At 67.7% G+C, this 22,663-nt stretch carries 14 protein-coding genes; 4 read left to right on the top strand and 10 right to left on the bottom strand.

Going from position 1 to position 22,663, the window contains the following annotated elements; genetic code table 11:
• Positions 1-32: 32 nt before the first annotated feature.
• From A9310_RS15440 to A9310_RS15465, 6 genes are all read right to left on the bottom strand, one after another.
• Positions 33-8,174, bottom strand: coding sequence for an amino acid adenylation domain-containing protein (locus A9310_RS15440; RefSeq protein WP_065631399.1), 8,142 nt, complete (start codon positions 8,172-8,174; stop codon positions 33-35).
• Between the two features lie 372 nt (positions 8,175-8,546).
• On the bottom strand, positions 8,547-9,416 hold the full coding sequence (locus A9310_RS15445) for an ABC transporter permease (RefSeq protein WP_065631400.1): 870 nt from the start codon (positions 9,414-9,416) through the stop codon (positions 8,547-8,549).
• Complete coding sequence (locus A9310_RS15450; protein ID WP_065631401.1) at positions 9,416-10,246, bottom strand: ABC transporter permease; 831 nt, start codon at positions 10,244-10,246, stop codon at positions 9,416-9,418. Before A9310_RS15450 ends, A9310_RS15445 begins: the two co-directional genes overlap by 1 nt.
• Before the next feature lies 1 nt (position 10,247).
• The gene (locus A9310_RS25945; RefSeq protein ID WP_175401146.1) at positions 10,248-11,696 is read right to left on the bottom strand and encodes an ATP-binding cassette domain-containing protein; all 1,449 of its coding nucleotides are present in this window, start codon (positions 11,694-11,696) and stop codon (positions 10,248-10,250) included.
• 227 nt (positions 11,697-11,923) lie between these two features.
• The gene (locus A9310_RS15460) at positions 11,924-12,802 is read right to left on the bottom strand and encodes a glycosyltransferase family 2 protein (RefSeq protein WP_065631402.1); all 879 of its coding nucleotides are present in this window, start codon (positions 12,800-12,802) and stop codon (positions 11,924-11,926) included.
• Positions 12,803-13,497: 695 nt separating this feature from the next.
• The gene (locus A9310_RS15465; RefSeq protein WP_065631403.1) at positions 13,498-14,439 is read right to left on the bottom strand and encodes a GlxA family transcriptional regulator; all 942 of its coding nucleotides are present in this window, start codon (positions 14,437-14,439) and stop codon (positions 13,498-13,500) included.
• Positions 14,440-14,547: 108 nt separating this feature from the next.
• Here A9310_RS15465 and A9310_RS15470 point away from each other — a divergent pair, with 108 nt between their 5' ends.
• From A9310_RS15470 to A9310_RS15485, 4 genes are all read left to right on the top strand, one after another.
• A complete protein-coding gene (locus A9310_RS15470) occupies positions 14,548-14,859 on the top strand; it encodes a putative quinol monooxygenase (protein ID WP_005180837.1) in 312 nt (103 codons plus the stop codon).
• Positions 14,860-15,491: 632 nt separating this feature from the next.
• Positions 15,492-16,814: an ISL3-like element ISPfr2 family transposase gene (locus A9310_RS15475; protein WP_065631404.1), complete on the top strand. Its 1,323-nt coding sequence runs from the start codon at positions 15,492-15,494 to the stop codon at positions 16,812-16,814.
• Between the two features lie 137 nt (positions 16,815-16,951).
• Positions 16,952-17,449: a phosphoribosyltransferase gene (locus A9310_RS15480; protein WP_065631405.1), complete on the top strand. Its 498-nt coding sequence runs from the start codon at positions 16,952-16,954 to the stop codon at positions 17,447-17,449.
• Positions 17,446-17,817, top strand: a complete 372-nt coding sequence (locus A9310_RS15485) for a GNAT family N-acetyltransferase (RefSeq protein ID WP_065631406.1) — start codon at positions 17,446-17,448, stop codon at positions 17,815-17,817. The genes A9310_RS15480 and A9310_RS15485 overlap by 4 nt, the downstream gene beginning before the upstream one ends.
• A gap of 24 nt (positions 17,818-17,841) precedes the next feature.
• Here the strand turns inward: A9310_RS15485 and A9310_RS15490 are convergent, their stop codons facing one another.
• The 4 genes from A9310_RS15490 to A9310_RS15505 are packed head-to-tail and all read right to left on the bottom strand — an operon-like array spanning position 17,842 to position 22,541.
• Positions 17,842-18,942: a hypothetical protein gene (locus A9310_RS15490; RefSeq protein WP_139104636.1), complete on the bottom strand. Its 1,101-nt coding sequence runs from the start codon at positions 18,940-18,942 to the stop codon at positions 17,842-17,844.
• Positions 18,939-20,168 carry a sensor histidine kinase gene (locus A9310_RS15495; protein WP_058252336.1) on the bottom strand — a complete coding sequence of 410 codons (1,230 nt, stop codon included), beginning with the start codon at positions 20,166-20,168 and terminating at the stop codon, positions 18,939-18,941. Before A9310_RS15495 ends, A9310_RS15490 begins: the two co-directional genes overlap by 4 nt.
• Complete coding sequence (locus A9310_RS15500; protein ID WP_254661275.1) at positions 20,152-21,255, bottom strand: hypothetical protein; 1,104 nt, start codon at positions 21,253-21,255, stop codon at positions 20,152-20,154. The genes A9310_RS15495 and A9310_RS15500 overlap by 17 nt, the downstream gene beginning before the upstream one ends.
• The gene (locus A9310_RS15505; protein ID WP_065631409.1) at positions 21,252-22,541 is read right to left on the bottom strand and encodes a sensor histidine kinase; all 1,290 of its coding nucleotides are present in this window, start codon (positions 22,539-22,541) and stop codon (positions 21,252-21,254) included. The genes A9310_RS15500 and A9310_RS15505 overlap by 4 nt, the downstream gene beginning before the upstream one ends.
• Positions 22,542-22,663: the final 122 nt, after the last annotated feature.

The raw sequence follows: 22,663 nt of genomic DNA on the forward strand, positions 1-22,663 counted from the left end.
CACTGCTTCGTTCCCGCGGGACCCGCCTCCGGTCACGGCGCGCCATCCAGAACCCGGAGGGCGTTGGTGCGGAGCTCTCCCAGTACGTCACCGAGTGCGTCGGGCCCCGACACCGCGAGGCCGGGCAACAAGCTCATCAGCGCGGTGGTGAGGGCAGAGTCCGGGTCAGGGAGTGCGGCAGCCATCGCATCACTGATCGACGACAGCACCATGAACGTTACCTGCGCATCCTGATGTGCGGCCGCCACCGCATCCGGCTGTGCGGCCGTGGCACGGGCGACCAGATCGGGGAGCGAGACGGCGCGTTCGGCGTCGGCGATGTCACCGGCCGCCGCCTGTTCGGCCGCGGTGACGATGTCGATGTCGCCCACCAGCACCTGCGGGTTCTCCGACACCTCCTCGAGTACTCGCAGGTACCGCTGCGCATAGCTCTCGACCGTGTTCTTGGTGAAGATGTCGGCGGCGTAGATCAACTGGCCCGTCATTGAATCAGCGTCCTTTGCTGCCGGTGCACCGAAGTCGTTCGGGAACAACGTGAGCTGGAGATCCACCTTGGCTGGGGTCAACTGCTCGGATACCGGTGCGATCGTCATCGAGTCCATGTCGAGCGAGGGGATGGTGAAGTTCTGGTAGGCGAACATCACCTGATAGATCGGGTTGTAACTGGTGGGCGGCGAGGAGAGAACAGATGACACGATCGTATCGAACGGGATCTCGGCGTTCGCCATGTCCGCCAGGTCCTCGTCGCGGACCCGCTGGAGGAGCTCGGCGAACTTCTCTTCGTCCTGGAGCCGCGACCGCAGGGCCAGGGTGTTGACGAACATGCCGACCATGCCGTCGAGTTCTGGCTGACCCCGCCCGGCGAACGGGGTGCCGATCACGATGTCGCGCTGGGTGGTCAGCCGGCTCAGGAGCACCACCAGTGCGGTCTGCATCACCATGAACAGTGTCGCGTTGTGCTGGCGCGCGACCGCCTCGAGCTTGTGCACCAGGCCGCCGTCGATGTCGAAGCGCACCTCCTCGCCGACGAAGGACGGCGTCCGCGGGCGGGGACGGTCGGTCGGCAACTCCAGCCGGGCCGGCGCGTTGTGGAGCCGGTCGGCCCAATAGGCGAGCTGTCGGTCCGCCTCGGTCGTCCCGTCGGGCCCGGGGACGGCGAGTGCCTCCTGCTGCCACAGCGTGTAGTCCAGGTACTGGACCGCGAGCGGCTGCCACTCCGGCCGGCGGCCGGCCACCCTAGCCGAATAGGCGGTCATGACATCGGTGGCCAGTGGCAGCATCGAGGCGCCGTCCGCGGTGATGTGGTGGACGACGAAGACCAGGATGTGCTCGGTCTCGGTGAGTCGCAGCAACATCATCCGCAGCGGCGGGGCGATCGTGACGTCGAAGCCACGGCCGGTGAACTCCGCGATCACCGGCACGGGGTCGCCATCGACGTCGACGACGCTGCGCTCGAGCAATTCGAGTGCCGCGTCTCGGTCGAGCACGAGTTGGATCGGCTCGCCGTCGATCAGCGGATAGCGCGTCCGCATCGACTCGTGGCGGTCGATGAGGTCCTCGATGGCGCCTCCGATCGCGTCGGTGTCCAACTGTCCCGACAGGCGCAGCGCCATCGCGACGTTGTAGGCCGGCGACGCCGGATCGGCCCGGTTGATCAGCCACATACCGCGCTGTACCGCAGAGAGCGGTGCAGTCGTCCCCCGCTGCCCGGCGACCAGGCGCGGTCGCCGCGACGGGGCGTCATGCGCGTGGTCGTGTGTGAACGCAGCCAGCTCGCGCACCGACGGGGCGGCGAAGACCGTGGCCACCGGGATGTCGATGCCGAGTTCGGCAGACAGGCGTGCCGCGACCTTCGTCGCGCCCAGCGAGTTCCCGCCGAGATCGAAGAAGGACTCGACCACACTGACCTCGTCCATGCCGAGCACGTCGGCGAACACGACCGCGATCGCGGCTTCGGTGTCGCCTGCGGCGGGAACGAAGTCCGCGGTCTCGATCACCGGCGCGGGCAATGCCTTTCGATCGACCTTCCCGGCCGGGTTGAGCGGCATGGAGGGAAGCGGCATCCAGATCGACGGGACCATGTACTCGGGAACGGTGCCGGCCAGATGCGTCTGGGCGTCTGCCGGGGCGACGGTGTTGGGAGAGTAGTACGCCACCAGACTCTGCCCGGCCGACAGATCGGCGACCGTCACCGCCGCATGCACGATGTCGGGGACCGACATCAGGGCCGCCTCGATCTCGCCCAGCTCGAGCCGCTGTCCGCGCAGCTTGACCTGGAAGTCGTTACGACCGAGGTACTCGATCTCACCCGCCGCGGTCCATCTGGCAAGGTCGCCCGTCCGGTACAGACGCGCACCCGGCGGCCCGAACGGGTCGGCCACGAACCGCTCGGCGGTGAGGCGTCCCTGCGAGGCGTATCCACGCGCCAGTTGGACGCCGCCGAGATAGATCTCACCGGGCACGCCGAACGGGAGCGGACGCAACCGGTGGTCGAGGACGTGGATCGTCGTGTTGGGCACCGGTCGCCCGATCGGTACGACCGTCTCCGAACCGCGGACGTTGTGCTCGGTGACGTCGACCGCGGCCTCGGTGGGCCCGTACAGATTGTGCAACCCGACGGCGGGCAGCACGGTGCGCAGGCCACTCGCGGTCGAGGCGGTCAATGCCTCCCCCGAGGTGAACACCTGACGCAACGAGCTCAGTTCGGCCAGCCGGTCCGCACCGACGACGTCGAGGAAGGTCGACAGCATGGACGGCACGAAATGCAGTGTGGTCACGTCCGCGTCCTGGATGATGTCCACGAGGTACGACGGATCCCCGTGCCCGCCGGGCTCGGCGACCACCAGCCGAGATCCGGAGATGAAGGGCCAGAACAACTCCCACACCGACACATCGAAGGTCACCGGCGTCTTCTGCAGCACCACGTCGCGCTGGGTGAGCGTGTAGTGCTCCTGCATCCAGTCGAGGCGGTTGACGATCGCGCGATGGGACACGACGACACCCTTGGGGCGTCCGGTCGACCCGGACGTGAAGATCGTGTACGCGGCGTTCTCCGGACCGAGCGGCCCGCGACGCTCGGTCGAGGCGAGCGGTGCCGCGTCCGAGTCGATCTCGGCCGCGACGTCGACCACGGTGACCGTGACGCGGTCGGCGAGGTCGTCGACCACGGCGGGGCGGGGCCCCGGTCCGACGAGTACGCGCCGGGTACCGGCGGTCTCGAGCATGTAGTCGGCGCGGTCGACCGGCGCCTCGGTGTCGAGCGGCACGTACTGACCACCTGCCAGCACGATGGCGTGCACCGCGACGAGTAGTTCCACCGAGCGCGGAATGCACACGGCCACCGCGACATCCGGACCGACACCGTCGTCGATCAGCTGTCGTGCGAGCGCCGTTGCACGGGAAGCGAATTCGCCGTAGGTGACCTCGCGGCCGGCGAAGACCAACGCCACCGCGGCGGGATCCCGGCGATATCCGGTCAGCAGCGCAGCCGACAGATCAGGCGCGGAGAGTTCCCGTGCGGCGCCGCGGGACCAGCCCCGGACCGTGTGCACCTCGGCCTCGGGGAACGCGAAGAGATCATCGACGCGCAGCGCTGGTCCGGCATCGTCACGCCCGAGCGAGCCGGCGATCGTCCCCAACACATCGTGGAGGTAGCCGGCGAACCGTTCGATCGTGCTCTCGTCGAACAGGTCACGCGCATACCCGAACGCCACCGAGATCTGCCCGGCGTGGTCGCCGGTATCGGCGTACTCGACGACACTGAGCGAGAGGTCGTATTTCGCGAACGGTGCCCGCGCGTCGATGAGGCTGATTCCGGCCTCGTCCTCGAAGAGCCGCTCGACCTGATCGTGCTGCATCACCAGCTCGACCTGAAACAGCGGCGAATGCGCGGTGGAACGGCGCGCACCCACCGCGTCCACGACCTGCTCGAAGGGCACATCGGCGTTGCTGAGTGCTTGCGCGCGAGTGTGATTGGCCTCGCTCAGCAGACTGTTGAGGTCGGTGTCGGGATGCACCCGCGTGCGGAGCACGAGGGTGTTGACGAACATGCCGATCAGGTCGGCGAGTTCCGGCTCGTCCCGGCCGGCGATGGCGGTGCCGATGGCGACGTCGTCGCTGCCGGACAGACGCGACAACACCACGGCGAGCGCAGCGTGGAAGATCGCGAAGACGGTCACACCGTGCTGTGCGGCCACCGCGTGCAGCCGGACGACGGTGTCGGCGTCGAGGAGGGTGTCGACGTATCCGCCTGCACCGGAGGGCCGGATGGGCCGCGCACGGTCGGTGGGCAGCGAGATGAGCTCGGGCATCCCCGCCAGTTCGGCGCGCCAGAAGTCGAGTTGCGCCGACATGAGCGAGGTGTCGTCGGTGGTCTCCCCCAGGACGTCGCGCTGCCACAGCGCGTAGTCGGCGTACTGCACCGGCAGCGGGCGCCATGCGGGCTGCTCGTGGGCGAGCCGCGCGGCGTAGGCCGTCAGGACGTCGGTGATCAACGGTCCCAGCGAAGCACCGTCGCCGACGATGTGGTGCATGACGACGATCAGAACGTGATCGAGCGTTCCGTCGGGCGCCACAGAGCGGAAAAGTCGTGCGCGGACCGGATATTCGTAATTCAGGTCGAAACCGGTCACCGCGAAGTCGGCGAGCCTGCGTTCGGTGTCCACGGGTGCCACGTCGACCACGTCGAACAACCGCGCCGCGGCCGCCGCCTGCGCCGAATGGATGAACTGGTAGGTCTCCCCGTCCTCGTCGGGGAACGTCGTCCGCAACGGCTCGTGTCGCGCGATGACATCATCGATCGCCGCGGCGAGCGCGGTGGCGTCGACGTCGGCGCCGAGCCGCACCGCCCCCGGGATGTTGTAGGCCGGCGAGGTCGGGTCCAGCCGGTTGATGAACCAGAGACGACGTTGGCTGAAGGCCAACGGAATCCGGTCCGGGCGCGGCTGCGGCACGAGCTCCGGCCGGCGCGCGGCGGCGTCGTCGGTCACCGGTGTCGCGACCCGGATGATGTCGCCGAGGCTCTGGCTCTCGAAGACGTTGGCCAGCTTGATGTCGAGCCCGACGACGGTGCGCAGGCGCGACGCCAGTCGGGCAGCGGTGAGCGAGTCCGCGCCGAGGGCGAAGATGTTGTCCTGCAGCCCGATCGGCTCGATGTCGAGCAGCTCTTCGACGATGGCGACCACTTCGCGTTCCCGCGGAGTCGACGGCGCGACGTAGGCGACCCGTTCGTCACGCGCGAACACCGGCGCGGGCAGCGCCTGCCGGTTCAGCTTGCCGTTCGCGGTGAGGGGCAACTCGTCGATCAGCATGACGATGTCGGGCACCATGTATCCGGGTACATGGGCGCGGACCTGCTCGCGGATTTCGGCTTCGTCGAGCTCGCAACCGTTTTCGGCGACCGCGTATCCCACCAGTTTCGCCCCGCCGGCCGATGCCGCGTCGGTGACGACCGCAGCGGCCGCGGCGACGCCGTCGACGGCGCGCAGCGCCGTCTCGACCTCGCCCAGTTCCACCCGGAATCCCCGCAACTGCACCTGGGTGTCCGCGCGCCCCAGATACTGGACGTCGGTACCGATCCGCCGGCCCAGATCGCCGGACCGGTACATCCGCTCGCCGGTGCCGTGCAGGTCGGCGACGAATCGGGTCGCCGTGAGGCCGTGGCGGTTGCGGTACCCGCTTGCGAGTTGACCGCCGACGACGTAGATCTCGCCGACCGCACCCTCGGGCACGGGACGCAGGCGGTTGTCGAGGACCCGCAGGCCGAGCGAGTTCAACGGACGGCCGATGAGGCTCGCACTCTCGTCGCGCACCAGATCGGGATCGAGCGGACGGTAGGTCACATGGACCGTCGTCTCGGTGATGCCGTACATGTTGACGAGTTCGATATCGTCACCGAACGCCTCGTACCAGTTGTGCACCTCGTCGAAGCGCAGCTCCTCGCCACCGAAGACGATGTAGCGCAACGCCAACGGCGTTCCGGTGCGGCGCCGGACGTCGGCCACGATGCTGAACGCCGAGGGCGTGAGGGACGCCACGGTGATCTGCTCGTCGGCGAGCAACTGCAGGAACTCGGCGGGCGCACGGGCGACCATCCGGTCCACGATCACCGCACGACCGCCGGTGAGCAGCGGGCCGAAGATCTCCCACACAGAGAAGTCGAAGGCGTAGGAGTGGAAGACCGACCACACGTCCTCGGGCGTGAACTCGAAGTCGGCCGACGCCGCGTCGAGCAGCGTGGCGACGTTCCGATGCACGATCTCGACGCCCTTGGGCGCCCCCGTCGACCCGGAGGTGTAGATGACGTAGGCCGTCGCCTCCGGGGTCCGCGGGCCGCGCGGTACCGGGACCGCGGCGACTTCCGGAGTCCCCGCCTCGTCGAGGAGATGTCCGGCCTCGACGACCTCGCACTCCCCCGCCCACCCGGGCCGATCGCCGTCGGAGACGATCAGGCACGCCGGGGCGGCGTCGTCGACGATATAACGCAGACGCTCTTCCGGATTGCCGGTGTCGAGTGGCAGGTATCCCGCTCCCGCCTTCAGCACGGCGAGCATCACCACGACGAGACTCGTGTCGCGAGCCGTCGCGACGCCGACCAGGTCGCCTGCTCCGATACCGCGAGCGCGCAACGATCGCGCCATCGCGTCCGAGCGGCTCGCGAGCTCGGCGTAACTGAGGGTCGTGCCGTCGGCGTCGGAGACCGCTCCCCGGTGACGATGGGCGGCTGCGACCTCGTCGAACATCTCGACGAGGGTCGGCGTGGCCGCCCGCGGATGTGGCTGTGGAAGCGACTCGAGCAACCGGTGATCGCTGTCCACGAGCAGGCCGATGTCGGTGACAGGGGTATCGAGTGACTCCGCCGACAGGAACCGGTCCAGGAACGTCAGGAATCGCTGGTGCAGCGCGTCGAGTTCGGCCGGTGCGTACAGGTTCGGGTTGCCGTGCAAGTCCACGACCAGCGGTGCGCCAGGGCTCGACTGGTACAGGTTGATCAGCAGATCCTCGAGGATGCCCGAGGTCAGGATCCGGTACTCCATCTCGGTGCCGTCGATGGCGACCTGCTCGTCGAAGAACACCATGTTGATGGTGGGCCCGAACGAGACCGAACTCTGATCGAGACCGGCGTCGCGACGGATGTCGTCGGACCGGTAGCGCTGGTGCCGCAATGCGCCGGTCAGTTCGAGCTGCGCGGTCTGGATCAGCTCCCGCACCGACTTCGAGGCCACCTCACGCAACCGGATCGGCAAAATGTTGGACACCATGCCGCCGGAGATCTTGATCTTGGCGGTGGCCCGGCCGGTGACCGGGAGGCTGAGGACGATGTCGTCGTGATTGCTCATGCGCGCCAGGAACGCGCCGAACGCCGAGGTCATCAGGACGGCCAGTGAACTGTTCAGCTCACCGGCGAGGGCCTCGTACCGGCGTTGCCGATCGGGGTCGAGGGCGGCGCTGGAGACGACGTTGTCGAAGGAGAGCGAACCGGCGGTGCCGACCTTCGACAGGGTCACTCGCTCCGGCAGGTCCGCGACGCGGTCGAGCCAGTGCGCGCGGTCGGTCTGCCGCCGGGTACTGCCCTGGTAGGCCTCTTCGTAGGCGACGATGTCGGCCATGGTGGCCGGCGGCTTGTCGCGCGGTTCCTCTCCCCGGCGGAGAGCGTTGTAGCGGTCGACGGTGCGCCGCATGATCGACAGCGCGGCATAGCCGTCGATGATGATGTGATGGGCGCGGTTGTACCAGAACGTGCGATCGTCGGAGATCAGCAGGATCGAGACGATGATGAACTGGTCGGTGAGGAGATCAACCGGCTGTCGGTACTCGGCCTGCATCCACGCCATCGCCGCGGCGACCGGGTCGGCCTCGGAACGGAAGTCGAGGATGTCGACGGTCTGATCGAAGTCGACGTCGACGTACTGCATGGGGATGCCGTCGATCTCGGTCAGACGGACGAAGGGCGACTCAACGAGTTTCCCGACCTCTTCACAACAACGGGCGAAGAGGTCGATGTCCAGTCCACCCGGCGCGTGGCGGATGTCCACGTACTGAGCGATGTTGACCGAGTACTCGGACGACAGCGACTCGGCGAACCACATGCCGCGCTGCGCCGCGGTGAGCGGGAGGACCTGAATGGTCTCGTCCACGTCACCCGGCGTACCCGCACGGTAATCGGCGATTGCCACGTCCTCTGAACTCTCCCTCGCTAGTCCTGCAGTCGATTAGACCTCACGACACTGCCGTTGGTAATCGTTCAGACCCTCCACATCGGACGCCGACACAGAATCTCCATCCTATTTCACGCGAGGGGGTCTCATGAAACCGGGATGCGGGGCCAGCCTCTGAGAATGCCATCGCCGACGCCACCTTCCTTGTTACCTGCCGCGGCGTGTCCAGGCCCGGCGAGACAACCGCCCCCGACGGGCGTCGCGCTGGGCGCATAGGACTCTGACCAGCGTGGATGTGCGCGCGGCCGATGGTGGGGCGGTCCACGTCGGCGCGGCTGAAGCCATACCGAGCGTCATTCGTTACCCGGACGCCACTGGATCGGTTCGCGGTCATCGGTCCCTTGCGGCCTTTCGATAACCGCGAAGAGCTGGATAGATGGAAATGACCAGAATCACCACGGTCCAAACCGCGACTTTCACCAGATTCTCGGCGAGAGGACCGCCCGCGGCCAGCGCACGCATGGCTTCGATGGCCGGGGTCATCGGTTGATTAGCGACGATCGGCTGCAGCCAGGTGGGATAAGCGCTTATCGGCGAGAAACCGGAATTGAAGAACATCAGCAGACTCGATGCCAGTCCGAGATAGGGCACGATCGGCGCTCCCGGCCGGGCGCTGACGGCGAGTGCGAGGGTGAGGGTGGCGAACGCGGCGCCGTACGCGAGAGCCACCAGTACCAGTCCGATCGCCGATCCGAACCCCTGGGTGAACCGGAAACCGATCAGGTGGCCGGCGGCGAGCAGGATGAGCGTCGTCACGAGGATGCGGACCAGCTCGGACATCACCCGCGAGGTGAGGTCGGCCGCCCGATGGATCGGCAGGACGTACAGCCTGGCCAGCAGACCCGTGGCCCGTTCCCGGTTCAGCCGAGTCGCCGAGGCGATCGAACCGAACATCGCACCGACGAGGATCACCAGCGGCACCGTGCCATAGGCACTGTTCTGGCCGGTTGCCGACCCGATGGCGTCGCCGAGTACGACCTTGAACATGATCATGCTCAGCGCTGGGAAGAGCAGCGCCTGCATCAGGGTAGGGACGTCGCGGACGAACACCACGATCTGTCGGCCGGCGAGCGGGAGACTCTGGTGCCACCACGCCCGGAACGACCACTCCCGCGGCACGTCGGTGGCTGCGGTCGTCAAGAATTGTCGCTGGGCGCCCGGTTCCCCGACGGTCGCCGTGCTCACGTCGACGGCGCTCATCAGCGCGCCCTCCGCGTACTGATCGCCAGCAGAAGCAGCGCGGTCGCGGCCAGGCCGGCGCACCACCACAGCGACGGCTGCAGTTGGTGCCATGTGGCGGTCCCGGCGTCGAGAGCGCGCATCGAATCCGCGAACTGCGAGATCGGCTGGTTGCGCACGAACGGCTGAATCCACTCCGGGAACTGGGTCAGCGGCACGAACCCCGTGGACATCATGCCCAGGATCAGCGTCGGCAGCGCCAGCGCCTGACTGGTGGCCTCCGGACTTCCGGCCACCAGTCCCAGGCCGTCGGCCGCCCACGAGAACAGGGCGCCGATCAGGAACGCCAAACCGAACAGCCCGACGGTGCCCCACAGACCGCCGCCCGGACGCCACTCGATGATCAGGCAGGCCACCGCCGCGCAGACGAGCGAGATCACCAGCAGGACACCGTTCGTCGCGGTCCGTGCCAACATCGGGATCACCGGCGACATCGGCATCACCCGGAACCGGGTGTTGATCCCCTGGACGCCGTCGAAGGCCGCACGCATCGCCGCCGAGGACGCAGCGAAGTTCACCGACTGCAGCACGATGATCGGCATCAGGAACTGCCCGTAGTTGATCCCGGGCGTGACCTCGACGATGCTGCGCAGCGGTAGGTAGAAGCAGATCGCGAGGAAGGCCGGGGACACGAACGCGAAGATCACCTCACCGCCCCGGAACACCTTCGAGATCCCGCGACCGGACAGCGCCCACCACTGCTGGACAGGCCGCACGCGCGGCTCGGTCAGCACGGTTGTGACCGATCCCGACGACGTCGCCCCCGATCGCAGTACGTCAGAAGTCGTCATGTCAGGTCGAACTCCGGTCCCGGCGCGGATCGGTCAGCGCCAGGAAGACCTCGTCGAGCGATGGCCGCCGCATCGCGACGTCGGACAGCGGGATGTCGGCCGCCGCCGTCCGGCGGATGACCTCGACGAGGGTCTCGGGGCCGTCCGGCGCCGGCACCGCGACGAAGTGGTCGTCATCGCCCTGGACGTGACCGGCGATGAGATCGGCCAGGGTGTCGCGGAGCCGGGCACGGTCGGCGGGGTCGGCGGGTGTGACCTCGCAGTAGGCCGCACCGGTCGACGCCTTCAGCTCGTCGGACGTTCCCTCGGCGATGACCCGCCCCTTGTCGATGACGACGATGTTGTCGGACAGGACGTCGGCCTCTTCGAGATACTGGGTGGTCAGCAGGATGGTGACACCGGAGTCGCGGAGCTTCTCCACGAGCGACCAGACCTCGAGGCGGCTGCGCGGATCGAGCCCGGTCGTGGGCTCGTCGAGAAAGACGATCCGCGGCGCGGTGACAAGTCCACAGGCGATGTCGATCCGTCGGCGCATACCGCCGGAATACTCGCGGACCCGCTTGCCGCCGACATCGGTCAGCGAGAAGGCGTCGAGCAGTTCGTCGGCGCGGGCGCGGGCAGCCGACTTGTCGAGGCCGAGGAGACGACCGAACAGAACCAGGTTCTCGCGGCCGGTCAGGGCCTCGTCGAGGGCGGCGAACTGCCCGGTCAGCATGATGGACTTCCGGACCGATGCCGCGTCGTGTGCGACATCGTGACCGTTCACGGTGGCGGTGCCGCCGTCGGGCTTCAACAGGGTGCACAGCATGTTGACCGTCGTGGTCTTACCCGCGCCGTTGGGCCCGAGCAACGCGACGATGCTGCCGGCCGGGACGGTGAAGCTCACGTCCTCGACGGCGACCATGTCCTTGAATTTCTTGTGCAGGTTCCTGGCCTCGATCGCGAGCCCTGATGAGGCCGCGGTGGTCGGCGGGGGCGGCTCCGGCGACGGCACGGCAACTGTCGGCGATCCGGACCCATCGGCCGGAGGTCGATGCCACTGCGGAACCATCCGCTCCGGTGTATCGAACGATGCCGTCTCGACGACGTGGCCGTTSTGTTCCGGGGATGCGAAGTCTTGCTGGTCGGCCCGTTCATCGCCGCCGCCACGCACCCCATCAACAGGGCGCTCGCCGACGAGGGCCTCGTCCTCAGGCGGTGCGGCGCGATAGGGGGCCCGGGCGGCCGGGCCTGCGGTATGGCCGTTGGGTGAGGTGACGTCCGAATCCGCGTCGTCCGCGGTCGGCGTCGAGGGACTCTCCCGTTCGGCACGCCAGCGCCGAAGTTGCTCCGCTACCGGGTCCGGCAGTACGAACGGGTCCTCGGGCAGTGGCGGAAGGGGCGGGTCGTGCCGTTGATGACGCGGCTCGTAGGACGCGACTGAGGGTCGCTGACCACTGGCCTCGGACATGTCTTCCTCTACGCGTCGACGACAGGACAACACGGACAGCCCGCTCGTCAGCCGAGACTCCGCAGGGCGGGCACGACCATCTGAAGCTAGGCGTCCACGACAACAAACTTACGCACGATTCGCCGTTTCGGACGAATTTGACCCGGTCCGTCATTCACGAATTTGTCGTCGGGCCGCGCGGAAAGGTTACGCGGGCGTTCGCGACCCGCCGCACGCCATCACCGCGGTCACCGGTCGTCGGCGCGGCGTTCACAGGTGACGAGGGCGCGGCGCCGTTCGAGCGGCATGAGCAGTCGATGTGGGCGCCAGTTGTGCTTCTCGTCATCCCAAGGCCGGAACAACAACCACATCACGGTGAATCCCAAGAATCGGAACGGCCGATCGACCCGGAGCACCTTCACCGCCGCATCGTCGCCCCGCCGCGCGGCCGTGCGTACACCACCGGCGATGTAGGAGCGGTTCTGCCACGGTGAGTGACGTAACTGTCGGCACGAGGTGTCTACCTGGACGCGCGGGTCGAAATACATCATCAGGCCCCAGTCGGACAAAGCCAGACTCAGGTCGAGTTCCTCCCAGATGTCCGGGTCGGACCGCAGCGAATCCCGCACTTGTTTCCATGCGACCTGACGGATCGCGTAATTAGGGCCGCTGAGACCCCCGATCTTTCCCCCGTCGGCCAACTCGCCCAGCGTCAGGGTCACGAGGCGACGCTGTAATACGCGGGACGGACCGTCCCAGGTGAGTACCACGCCCGTCAGACCGTCGTAAGCCTGTCCTTCCTCGGAATCGAAGAACGTCACGATCCGCTCGGCCCAGTCCTCCCGCACGAACGAGTCCGCATCGGTTTTTGCGATGATGTCCGACGTGGCGGAATCGAATCCACAATTGCGCGCCGGGATGACCCCGGGCCGAGGCTCGACGATGCGCCGGACGTTGTCGTTGTGTTCCGCGAACTCGTCGACGATGGCCGCGGTCGCGTCCGTCGACGAGTTGTCGATGACGATGATCTCGTCGACGTGCCTGGTCTGGGTGATCAGATGGTCCAGGCATCGTCTGATCGTGTCGGCCTCGTTATATGCCGGAACGATCACCGAAAGTGTGCTCACAACGCCCCCACCACCAAATACGGACCGACACTGACCAACGTTCGTACACCTTGCGGGCATTCATGAAATCGTTTTTGCAAGTTGATTTGGTTGTGTTCTCCTAACACGACCGCAAGCGCCAGACAATGATGCTTACTCGAGTACACACGGATCAACGATTGCAAATCGGCAAGAGCATCAGATTTGTGAAGCGCAGTATTCATTGGCCGCAATGATACCGAGAAATGCACGAACGTCTACATCAAATAGCGTGTTTCCGACATTCTTTTTCGTCGAGTGAAAGGGAATAGCAGGAATTAACGGCTCTTCCCAGATGAGGGTGTAGGTCGGCCGGGCGCGTCGGTCCGCAGATAGACGTCGAGATCTCCCGACGATGGAGGTTCCTACGCCATCCATCCGAAAGACCTCGACGTGACCGACGCTACCCCGCCGGCCGGCTTCGGCCGCCCTGACCTGACCGCCTTCGCGTCTTATCCCAATCGGCTCTGATCGGGTCTGCTGATCCTCTCGACGAGAACGCAGCGACATCACAGCCACCCAACCCCGACCGTCCGCGAAGCCGGGACACGTCACATGACCTGTGCTGCGGGCGTGTCGAGTGGGTCGTCCAGGGGCGACGCGGGAGCGTCGACGCGACGTGCTGAGAGGTGGTTCCAGTCGAGCACTAGCACACCGGCTAGAGCCATTGCGATAGGTCAGGAACGGCGCCGCTCCCTGCGCAGGAGGGAGCGCAGAGTCTCGGCGTTCGCGTAGCCGACCCGTAGCGCGATCTCGGCGGAGGTGAGGTCCGTGGTTGCTGAGAGGTGCCGAGCTCGTTCGATGCGAAGCCGTTGGACGAAGCCGAGCGGAGTGAGGTTGAGCGCCGCACGGACTCGTCGTTCGAGGGTGCGCCGGCTGGTGCCGAGCGACTGCGCGACGAAGGCGACGTTGAACGGTTCGTCCAGGCGGGCGCGCACGAAGCGTTCGAACTCGACGACGATCGGGTCCTCGTGCCGGAGATGTTCGTAGGCGACGAAGGCCGCCTGCGACGGACGCTCGTCGATGATGAGGAGCTTGGCGACATGTTGGGCCAGGTCGGGGCTGATCGATCGCACGAGTGAGAGCGCGAGGTCGATGTGGGCGAAGGCGGCGCCGGCGGTGACGAGGTTCCCGTCGGCCACGACCATGGTGTCGAGATCGAGGGCGACGGTCGGATAGCGCTTCAGGAACTCCGGCCCCAGGAACCAGCTGGTGGTCGCCCGCCGATGATGCATCCGTCCGGTCTCGGCGACGGCGAACACGCCGGTGCACGCCGCGGCGATCCGGGTGGTCGCGTCGTCGAGGCGCCCGAGCGAGGCGATGACCGAACGAGCATCTCGGCTCTGGAGGGCGTCGTTGGTAGCGGCGGCCGTGAGGGTTCCAAGCGCAGGGACGACGACCACGTCGAACTCTGCGGACTCCGACAGCGGGTGGTCCACCGACAGGGTCATCGATGCCGTCGTGGTCACTCTCCGTTTCGGTCCGAGGATGGCGAGTTTGATCGGGTCGATCCGCGGGTCGACATCGTCGCGGGCTCCGTCGGCCACCCGCACGATGTCGATGATCGACGCGATAGCCGAACCGAAGCAGCCGTCGATCGCGATCAGTCCGATACGCATGACGTAAACAATAGCAATACTGCCGTATACGCCACTCCCCACCGGCCCTCGCTCGTCATACGCTGAACTCGCTTCACCAAGAAACCTCGACACCTAGGAGAGTCCCTCATGTCCACACCCGCATCACTTCCGTATGCCTTCGTCGCCAAGATCGTCGCGGCCGATGGACAGCACGACGCGGTCGCCGATCTGCTCGCCGGCGCTGTCTCACTCGCCAACGAAGAAGTAGGAACGATTGTCTGGTTCGCGGTCAGGACCCACGCCGACACCTTCTGGATCTTCGATGCATTCCCCGACGAGGCCGCTCGCGACGCCCACGCCAACGGCGCCATCGTCGCAGCCCTGATGGCCAACCAGCACCTCCTCGGCGCAGCACCCGAGATCCTGGCGGCCGACGTCCTCGCGTCCAAGCTCCCGTAGTCCGCCAACGCACGAGACGATCGCGCCCCGCCGAGCCGTCGCCAGGTCGCGACGCAACGCCACGCTGCGTTGCCGAGCGGTGCGAGGCCTATCGGCACACGGACAGGATGCCGGCCGCGAGCGCTCAGCCGGCGAGGGGTCCGTCGCAGAGGAGAGCGACGTCGGTGTCGGGCAGAGCCGTGAGGCCAGCGCATCGCGCGACCACCAGAACCGAACCGCCCCTGACCAGCGTTTCCGCAGGTCAGGGGCTGTTCGCCGGAGCCGCCTGTCGGAATCGAACCGACGACCTAATCACGTCGGCTTTGCGTCTATCGCTTGATGCGCCCACTGGGCGAACGAGCCGCTGACCTGCGCAAACGCCGAGCGTGGGGGACGCCGCCATCCGGTGGTGACCGACGACGACCGACCAGTACCGACCGTTTCACCGGAGCTTGCGGCGGCGTCGAAGCCGAGCAAGCTCCATTCCTTTAGCTCACCGCGCCCTCCTGCTCGCCGGTCCCGTCGTCGTCGAAGACGTTTCAGGGGTCTTCTCAGATGACGGTATAGGTCGGCCGGGCGCGTCGGTCCGCAGATAGACGTCGAGGTCTCCCGACGACGGAGGTTCCTACGCCATCCATCCGAAAGACCTCGACGTGTCCGACGCTACCCCGCCGGCCGGCTTCGGCCGCCCTGACCTGACCGCCTTCGCTCGACTCGACGGCCTCGGTCTGAGCGTGACCGGACAACGACTTGAACCGGATCGTGCGGTCCTCGCGTGCCGCGTGGTGGAACCAGATCAGTGGTGCCGACGGTGCGGCAGCGAAGGCGCTGCTCGTGACACCGTGATCCGGCGGTTGGCCCACGAGCCGCTGGGCTGGCGACCGACCGTGCTGGAAGTTGTAGTGCGCCGCTACCGCTGTGCCGACTGCGGACACGTGTGGCGCCAAGACACCAGCGCCGCGGCGGAGCCACGCGCGAAGCTCTCGCGCACCGGGCTGCGGTGGGCGCTGGAAGGAATCGTGGTCGCACACCTCACCGTCGCCCGTGTCGCCGAGGGACTCGGGGTCGCGTGGGACACCGCCAACAACGCGGTCCTGGCTGAAGGCAAGCGGCTGCTGATCAACGACCCCACGCGGTTTGAGGGCGTGAAGGTCATTGGCGTCGATGAGCACGTCTGGCGCCACACCAGGCGTGGCGACAAGTACGTCACCGTGATCATCGACCTCACCCCGGTCCGCGATGGCGCCGGCCCAGCAAGGCTGCTGGACATGGTCGAGGGCCGGTCGAAGGCGGCGTTCAAGACCTGGCTCGCCGACCGCGACGACGCCTTCCGTGACGCGGTCGCGGTGGTCGCGATGGACGGCTTCACCGGGTTCAAGACCGCCGCCGCAGAGGAGATCCCGGACGCGGTCACGGTGATGGATCCCTTCCACGTCGTGCGCCTGACCGGTGACGCCCTCGACAGGTGCCGGCGCCGGGTCCAACTCGCGATCCACGGGCACCGTGGGTTCAGGGACGACCCGCTCTACAAGTCGCGGCGCACGCTGCACACCGGCGCGGACCTGCTCACCGACAAGAGCGACAGGCTACGCGCGCTGTTCGCTGATGACGCTCACGTCGAGGTCGAGGCGACCTGGGGTGTCTACCAGCGCATGATCGCCGCCTATTGCCACGAGGACCGGCAACGTGGCCGCGAGCTCATGGAGAAGCTGATCACCGACCTCAGCGCCGGCGTCCCCAAGGTGCTCACCGAGCTCACCACCCTGGGCCGGACCCTGAAGAAGCGAGCCGCTGACGTGCTCGCCTACTTCGAACGACCCGGCACCAGCAACGGGCCGACCGAGGCGCTCAACGGACGGCTCGAACACCTGCGCGGCTCCGCACTCGGGTTCCGCAACCTGACCAACTACATCGCCCGAAGCCTGCTCGAGACCGGCGGCTTCAGACCCCAACTCCTACACCCCCGATTGGGATGAGCCGAATTAATCGGTTCTTCACCGAAACCTTCGAGCCAAATTCGCGCCCCGGTTCGCATCGCGTCCCCTCGGCGTAAAACCCGAGTCGGTGTGCCACTCGGCTCCCGGCGCCGCGGGCGCTCTGGAAGAGTGTCCCCATGACCACTCCATCTCCCGAGCGCGAAGTGCTCACCTGGGAGCTCAACGGCATCGCCTGCCGTGAACTCGCCGAGCAGGTGGCCGCCGACGCGTTCGTCCCGGACATCATCCTCGGAATCGCCCGCGGCGGCCTGATCCCGGCCGGCGCCCTCGCCTACGCCTTGGACTGCAAGCTGATGATCTCGTTGAACGTCGAGTTCTACACCGGCGTCGGCGAGACACTGTCCGAACCGGTGATGCTGCCCTCGCTCCTGGAGTCGAGCGGTCTGACCGACCAGCGGGTGCTCGTCGTCGACGACGTGGCCGACACCGGCAAGACCCTCAAACTGGTCAACGATTTCTGCCAGGAGCAGGGACGGGTCGCCGAGGTCCGCAACGCCGTGCTCTACAAGAAGCCGCACACCATCACGATCCCCGACTACAGCTGGCGGACGACCGACAAGTGGATCGACTTCCCCTGGTCCGTGCACGGCCCGATCGTGGCGGTGCAGCGATGACCACGGACAAGACCGGCGCCGAGACCACGGTCCGCGACAACCCCGCCGCACGCCGCTACGACATCCACGTCGACGCGCCCGGTGGTGACGCACTGGCCGGCTTCGCCGAGTACCGCGACCGGGTCTCCGGGACCGACGACGCTCCGACGACCGAGCGGGTGTTCTTCCACACCGAGGTCGACCCGGCGTTCGGCGGACGCGGTCTCGCGACGATCCTGGTGTGCGAAGCCCTCGAAGACGCCCGCGCACGCAACCTCACGATCGTAGGCGTGTGCCCGCTGGTGGCTTCGTTCCTGAAGAAACACCCGGAATATGCCGACGCGACCGCTCCGGTGACGCCGGCCGTCCTCGAGTGGTTGCGCTCCTGATCCGGACTGGTCTGAATCTCGTCCTCACGTGCCCGAGACGCTCCGCACCACCTCGCCCTCTGCGGTCATCTCGATCCGACGCGTGCAGTCTCGCGACGAGACGACCACGGACGCCGCCACCGGTCGGCCCGGCGGCATGATCCGGGCTGTCACCCGCTCGTTGTCGGCAGCCAACTCATCGAGCAACAGGCGCGCCATCCGATCGCGTGACGAAGCGCGGTCTTCTTCATCGAGCGATTGCAGCGCCCCGTCGTCGAGCAGGATCACCACCGCCCCGCGGGCTCGCGCCGCCCACACCGCATCCCGTATTGCGGGCGTGTCCCAACCGGGTGCCCGGATGCCGTCGCGGAGTTGGGCCTCGAGCAGATGCATCTCGGCGATCTCCGACGACGAGAACTCGTCGTCCGCGGCGATGCGCTCCAGGACCGGGCGCGCACGTTGCTCGAAGTCCTCGAAATTGCGCCGGCGCTCGTCGGCGGCCGCCTCCGTCGATGCCGCGTCGAACGCCTCCCGGAGGGACCGGGCCCGCAGTTCGGCGCTCTGATCGGCCATCGGCCGAAGGATGAGCAGGAACAGCGCCGACAGGACGAGAACCGGGTACGCCCACACGGTGATCGTCACGCCGGAAACGAAGCCGATGCCCCGGTCGAGACCCCACAGCCCGCACAGCACGCTCATCGCCACTGCGCCGGCCCACGCGATTCCCGGCTGCCCACGCACCGCGACGAGCGTCAGCACCACGATTCCTCCTGCGGTCGCCGGGCCGTTCTGCAGCGTCATGTACTGCTCGGCGGGCAGCGACCACCACGCGATCCCGGTCGCGGCGAGCACCGCGGCGGCGGCCGCGACAGCCGACCGTCGATCACGCCGGCCGTCCGGGAGTCGCACCACCCGTCGGGCCGTGACCACCAGCAGCCCGAATGCCACGATCAGCCCCGCCCATCGACGGGGTGAGGTGATGTGCAGGCCGGTTCCGACGGTCACTGTCACGTACGCGACCGCGAATCCGACGAGCGCGACAAGCACTGCGCGGGATCGAAACCCGAAGAGGTCGTCGTCCTGACCGCCGGTCCCGGCGGCCGCGCAAGCAGTTGCGGCGGACGCCTGGATGCCTGCGCCGCTCATCTCGGCGACCATGAGAGCCTCACCACCGTCCCGCGGCCGGGAGCGCTGCGCACCTCCGCGTCGCCGCCGATCGCGCGCATTCGACCGATGAGTCCGGCGTCGATGCCGAAGCGCGACGAGTCGAGATGTCCGGGGTCGAACCCCACTCCGTCGTCGGCGACGCCCACCCAGAGCGCGTCGGCCGCGAGTTCACCACCGACGACCCGCTCCGCGTGGTCCCCGGCATGGCGCACGCTGTTGCGCATCGCCTCCGACAGAGCGGCGAGCACGGCCTCGACGACCTCCGCTGGATAGGTCTGGCCGTTGTCGACGACGTGGACGGTGAATTCCACGTCGTCGTCGATCTGTGCGGTCGTCAGCCGGACTTTCCGGAGCAACTCTGTCGGGACGACGTCACCGCCCACATCGCGGTCGCCGCGACGCCAGGCGTCGATCTCGCCGAGAGCCTGTCGGGCCTGCTCGGCCACCCGCTGGTCCCGGGTCGACGGCCGCAGCGCGAGGAGGCAGGCGATCACATGATCGTGTATCAACGCGTCATAGCGGGAGCGTTCGGCTTCCCGTGCGACCGCCGACGCGGTCACCTCCGCCGCCCGCACCGCGGTGGAGCGCGTCTCCCCCAGCTTCTGAGCGGTTCGCATCGTCACAATCCCCACCGCCATGAACACCCCCGTCAGCCCGATGGTCAGGGCGGTACTCGTGTACATCGTCGCCCGGACACCACCGAACACGGCCAGCTGATTGGCGGTGTGCACCATCGCCGTCGCCACCACGAGATAGCCGATCGCCGAGCCGAACCGGAGCGCGATCACCAACGCGAGCCCGGGGACGCCGGGAAACTGCACCAGCCACACCGGCCACCGTCCATACCCGCCCGCGGTGTCGGGGTTCCATGCGACGAACCACAATGCCGTCGCCAGGAGGTAACCGGCGGCGCTGCAGATGCCCGCCGGCAGTATCCATCCCGTCGTCGGACGGAAACTACCGACGAGCAGTGCGATCGCGGGTCCGACGATGAGTGCTGCACTGAGCGGCGGCCACCACGAAGCCGTCAGCGAGGCCGAACCGATCAGAACCGGCAGCATCGCCGCGGAGTAGGCGATCACGCCCGCTCCGACGAAGCGAGCCGCATAGTGTTGTGCGCGTACCAGATCGGCGTTGGTCTCGATGGGTTCCGCGTCGGTTGCGGCGCCGTCGTCGACCCTCCGTGCGCTAGGCGTTCTCAGCACGTGCCTCGCGCCCGATTTCGGTGCGGACCAGCACACGGGGGTGGAACTCGACCCGGTGAGAGACGTGGCTCGCGTCCACTCCGACCGACGCGAGCGCGTCGCGACCCGGTGGCTGGATGCGTACCGTCACGCGGCCGTCCTCGACCTCGTCCAGCAGCTCGGCGACCGCGTTCGCCAGCCGTTCACGCGCCACGGCCGCGTGCGCGTCGTCGAGCGCGGCCAGCCCGCCGTCGTCGAGCAGAACGACGCGCACACCCCGCTGACGCGCCCGCCACGCCGCGWCCCGGACCATCGGGAGGTCGAGCCCGGAGGCACGGATGCCGTCGCGTAACTGCGCCTCGAGCAGTCGGGCCGTGGCCACCTCGTCGGCGGTGAAGGTCTCGCGGCGCGCCATGCGTGTGAGGACTGGGCGTGCGCGTTCGTCGAGAGCGGCGAGACGTCGGTCCCGCACCTCGGTGGCCGCAGCGGCGGCGGCGTCGAGCGCCGCCTGGCGTTCGTTGGCCGCGCGTAGTTCGTAGATGTTGCGGGCCATCGGGCGCAGCATGACGGAGAACAGCGACCCCATGATCATGATCGCGTATCCCGGCAGGGTGATCGACAGTCCCCAGACCGCTCCCGCGGTCGAGACGGCACCCCACACGCCCGCGATGACGCTGATGCAACCGCTCGCGAGCCACGCCGCCAGGGGACGACCGCGCACCGCGACGAAGGCCAGGATGATCACCGAGGCCCCCATCGGCGGCCCGGTCTGCATCACGTGCGACGGCGGCGACGGCAACGAGAACAGCGTCACGGCCACGGCCGAGACGGTCATCGCGGCGATGACGGAGGTCGTCGACCCGGGCAGCGGATCACCGGGCGAATCGAGGATCGTCATCCCGGCCACGACGAACAACACGAAACCGGCGAACACCCCGGTCCACTGCCACCACCCGGTGATGGACGAGTCGGCATAGAGCGTCACGGCGAAGTAGCCGCATGCGAACGCGCCCATCATCAGCCACAGGGGCCGCGACCCGATGCCGAACGCATTGACGACCTCGCCGCGTTCGGTGTCGTCGACGCCGCGAGAACACTCTCGTCTCACGGCCGCTCCCATCGGATCTGGACCGTGGTCCCCCGCCCGGCGCGACTGTGCATCCGCGCGTGGCCACCGGGCAGCCTCGCGAGACGACCGCGGATGCTCACCGCGATTCCCAGCCGGCCGACCGCCACCGACTCCGGATCGAACCCGACGCCGTCGTCGACGACCGCCATGCTCAGGGCGTCGGAAGCCAACTGCACGATGACGGCGCATTCGGCATCGTCCCCGGCGTGGCGCAGCACGTTCCGCAACGACTCCGACATCGCCTCGACGACCGCATCGAGGACCTCGACGGGATACGAGGCCCGCTCGGCACGCGGAACGTCCATGCCGTCCTGGTCACCGGGGTCCTGGCCATCGGTGCTCTGGCCACCCACGACCTCCACGTCGAATCGTTCGGAGATGTCGGCGGCGGCCAGCCTGATGCGCCGGACCACCTCGACATCCGTCACGGTGTCCGCATCCCCGGGTCCCGGCACCCGGGCGAGTTCGTCGAGGGCCGACGCGGCCTGGGCGGCGAGCCGCTCGTCGGGACGCCCCGGCCGGACGGCCAGGAGTGAGGCGATGACCCGGTCGTGCACGATGGCGTCGAACCGCTCTTTCTCCACCTCGCGGGCCGACGCCGCGGCCACGTTGGCCGCGGTGCGGTAGGTCTCCTCACGCGTCTCGTCGAGCTCACGGCCGGTGCGGGTCGCGACCAGCACGACCGCGAGGAAGACACCGGTGAACACCAGCGACCACAGGATTTCCACGGGCGCATCGGAAGTCACCTCACCGAATCGGCCGAGCTGCTGGGAGATGTGCGCGAGGGTCGACGACACGAGCAGACCCGCCACCGCGAGACGCGGCCGCACGAGCATCAGCACCATGCTCGGCATACCGCAGAAGGCGACCATCCACTGCGCCGAGTCGTCGGGATTCGTCAGGGTCGTCCCGTTCCAGGCCACGAACCACAGACCCAGGCCGAGGATGTACCCGGCCCAGGTCGTCAGGGCGAGCGGGGTGAGCCACGCCGTGCCCGGTCGAAAGGTCGCCGCGATCAACAGGATTCCCGGTCCGACCGACAGCAGGATGCTCAGCGGTGGCCACCAGGCGTCGGTCAGCGGCGCCGAGGCGAGGATCGACGCCGCGGAGACCACGGGGTAACCGATGAAACCCAGGCCCAGGAAGCGGGCGCCCACCCGGCGGACGCGGTCCAGATCCGGCTCCGCCGAATCCGATTCGAATGCGCGCCGCACCCACGCGGGTCGTGCGGGGGTGTCGCCGCTCGCGAGATCGGTGGTGGGCATCGCGTCTCAGCCTCACACCGCCGGACTCGGTGGGTCAATCCTCCGTTGAGACCAAAAAACGACGAAACCGGCCCGCTCCCTGGAGGGAACGGGCCGGTGACGGTAGAACTCGTTGGGAGAGA

The sequence above is a fragment of the Gordonia sp. UCD-TK1 genome (assembly GCF_001691435.1).
GTDB classification, from domain to species: Bacteria; Actinomycetota; Actinomycetes; order Mycobacteriales; family Mycobacteriaceae; genus Gordonia; species Gordonia hongkongensis.

Excerpts from the sequence above, each read along its gene's own strand:
- A9310_RS15445 (WP_065631400.1), bottom strand. The coding sequence starts at position 9,416 with ATGAGCGCCGTCGACGTGAGCACGGCGACCGTCGGGGAACCGGGCGCC.
- A9310_RS15450 (WP_065631401.1), bottom strand. The coding sequence starts at position 10,246 with ATGACGACTTCTGACGTACTGCGATCGGGGGCGACGTCGTCGGGATCG.
- A9310_RS15465 (WP_065631403.1), bottom strand. The coding sequence starts at position 14,439 with ATGCGTATCGGACTGATCGCGATCGACGGCTGCTTCGGTTCGGCTATC.
- A9310_RS15470 (WP_005180837.1), top strand. The coding sequence starts at position 14,548 with ATGTCCACACCCGCATCACTTCCGTATGCCTTCGTCGCCAAGATCGTC.
- A9310_RS15480 (WP_065631405.1), top strand. The coding sequence starts at position 16,952 with ATGACCACTCCATCTCCCGAGCGCGAAGTGCTCACCTGGGAGCTCAAC.
- A9310_RS15485 (WP_065631406.1), top strand. The coding sequence starts at position 17,446 with ATGACCACGGACAAGACCGGCGCCGAGACCACGGTCCGCGACAACCCC.
- A9310_RS15490 (WP_139104636.1), bottom strand. The coding sequence starts at position 18,942 with ATGAGCGGCGCAGGCATCCAGGCGTCCGCCGCAACTGCTTGCGCGGCC.
- A9310_RS15505 (WP_065631409.1), bottom strand. The coding sequence starts at position 22,541 with ATGCCCACCACCGATCTCGCGAGCGGCGACACCCCCGCACGACCCGCG.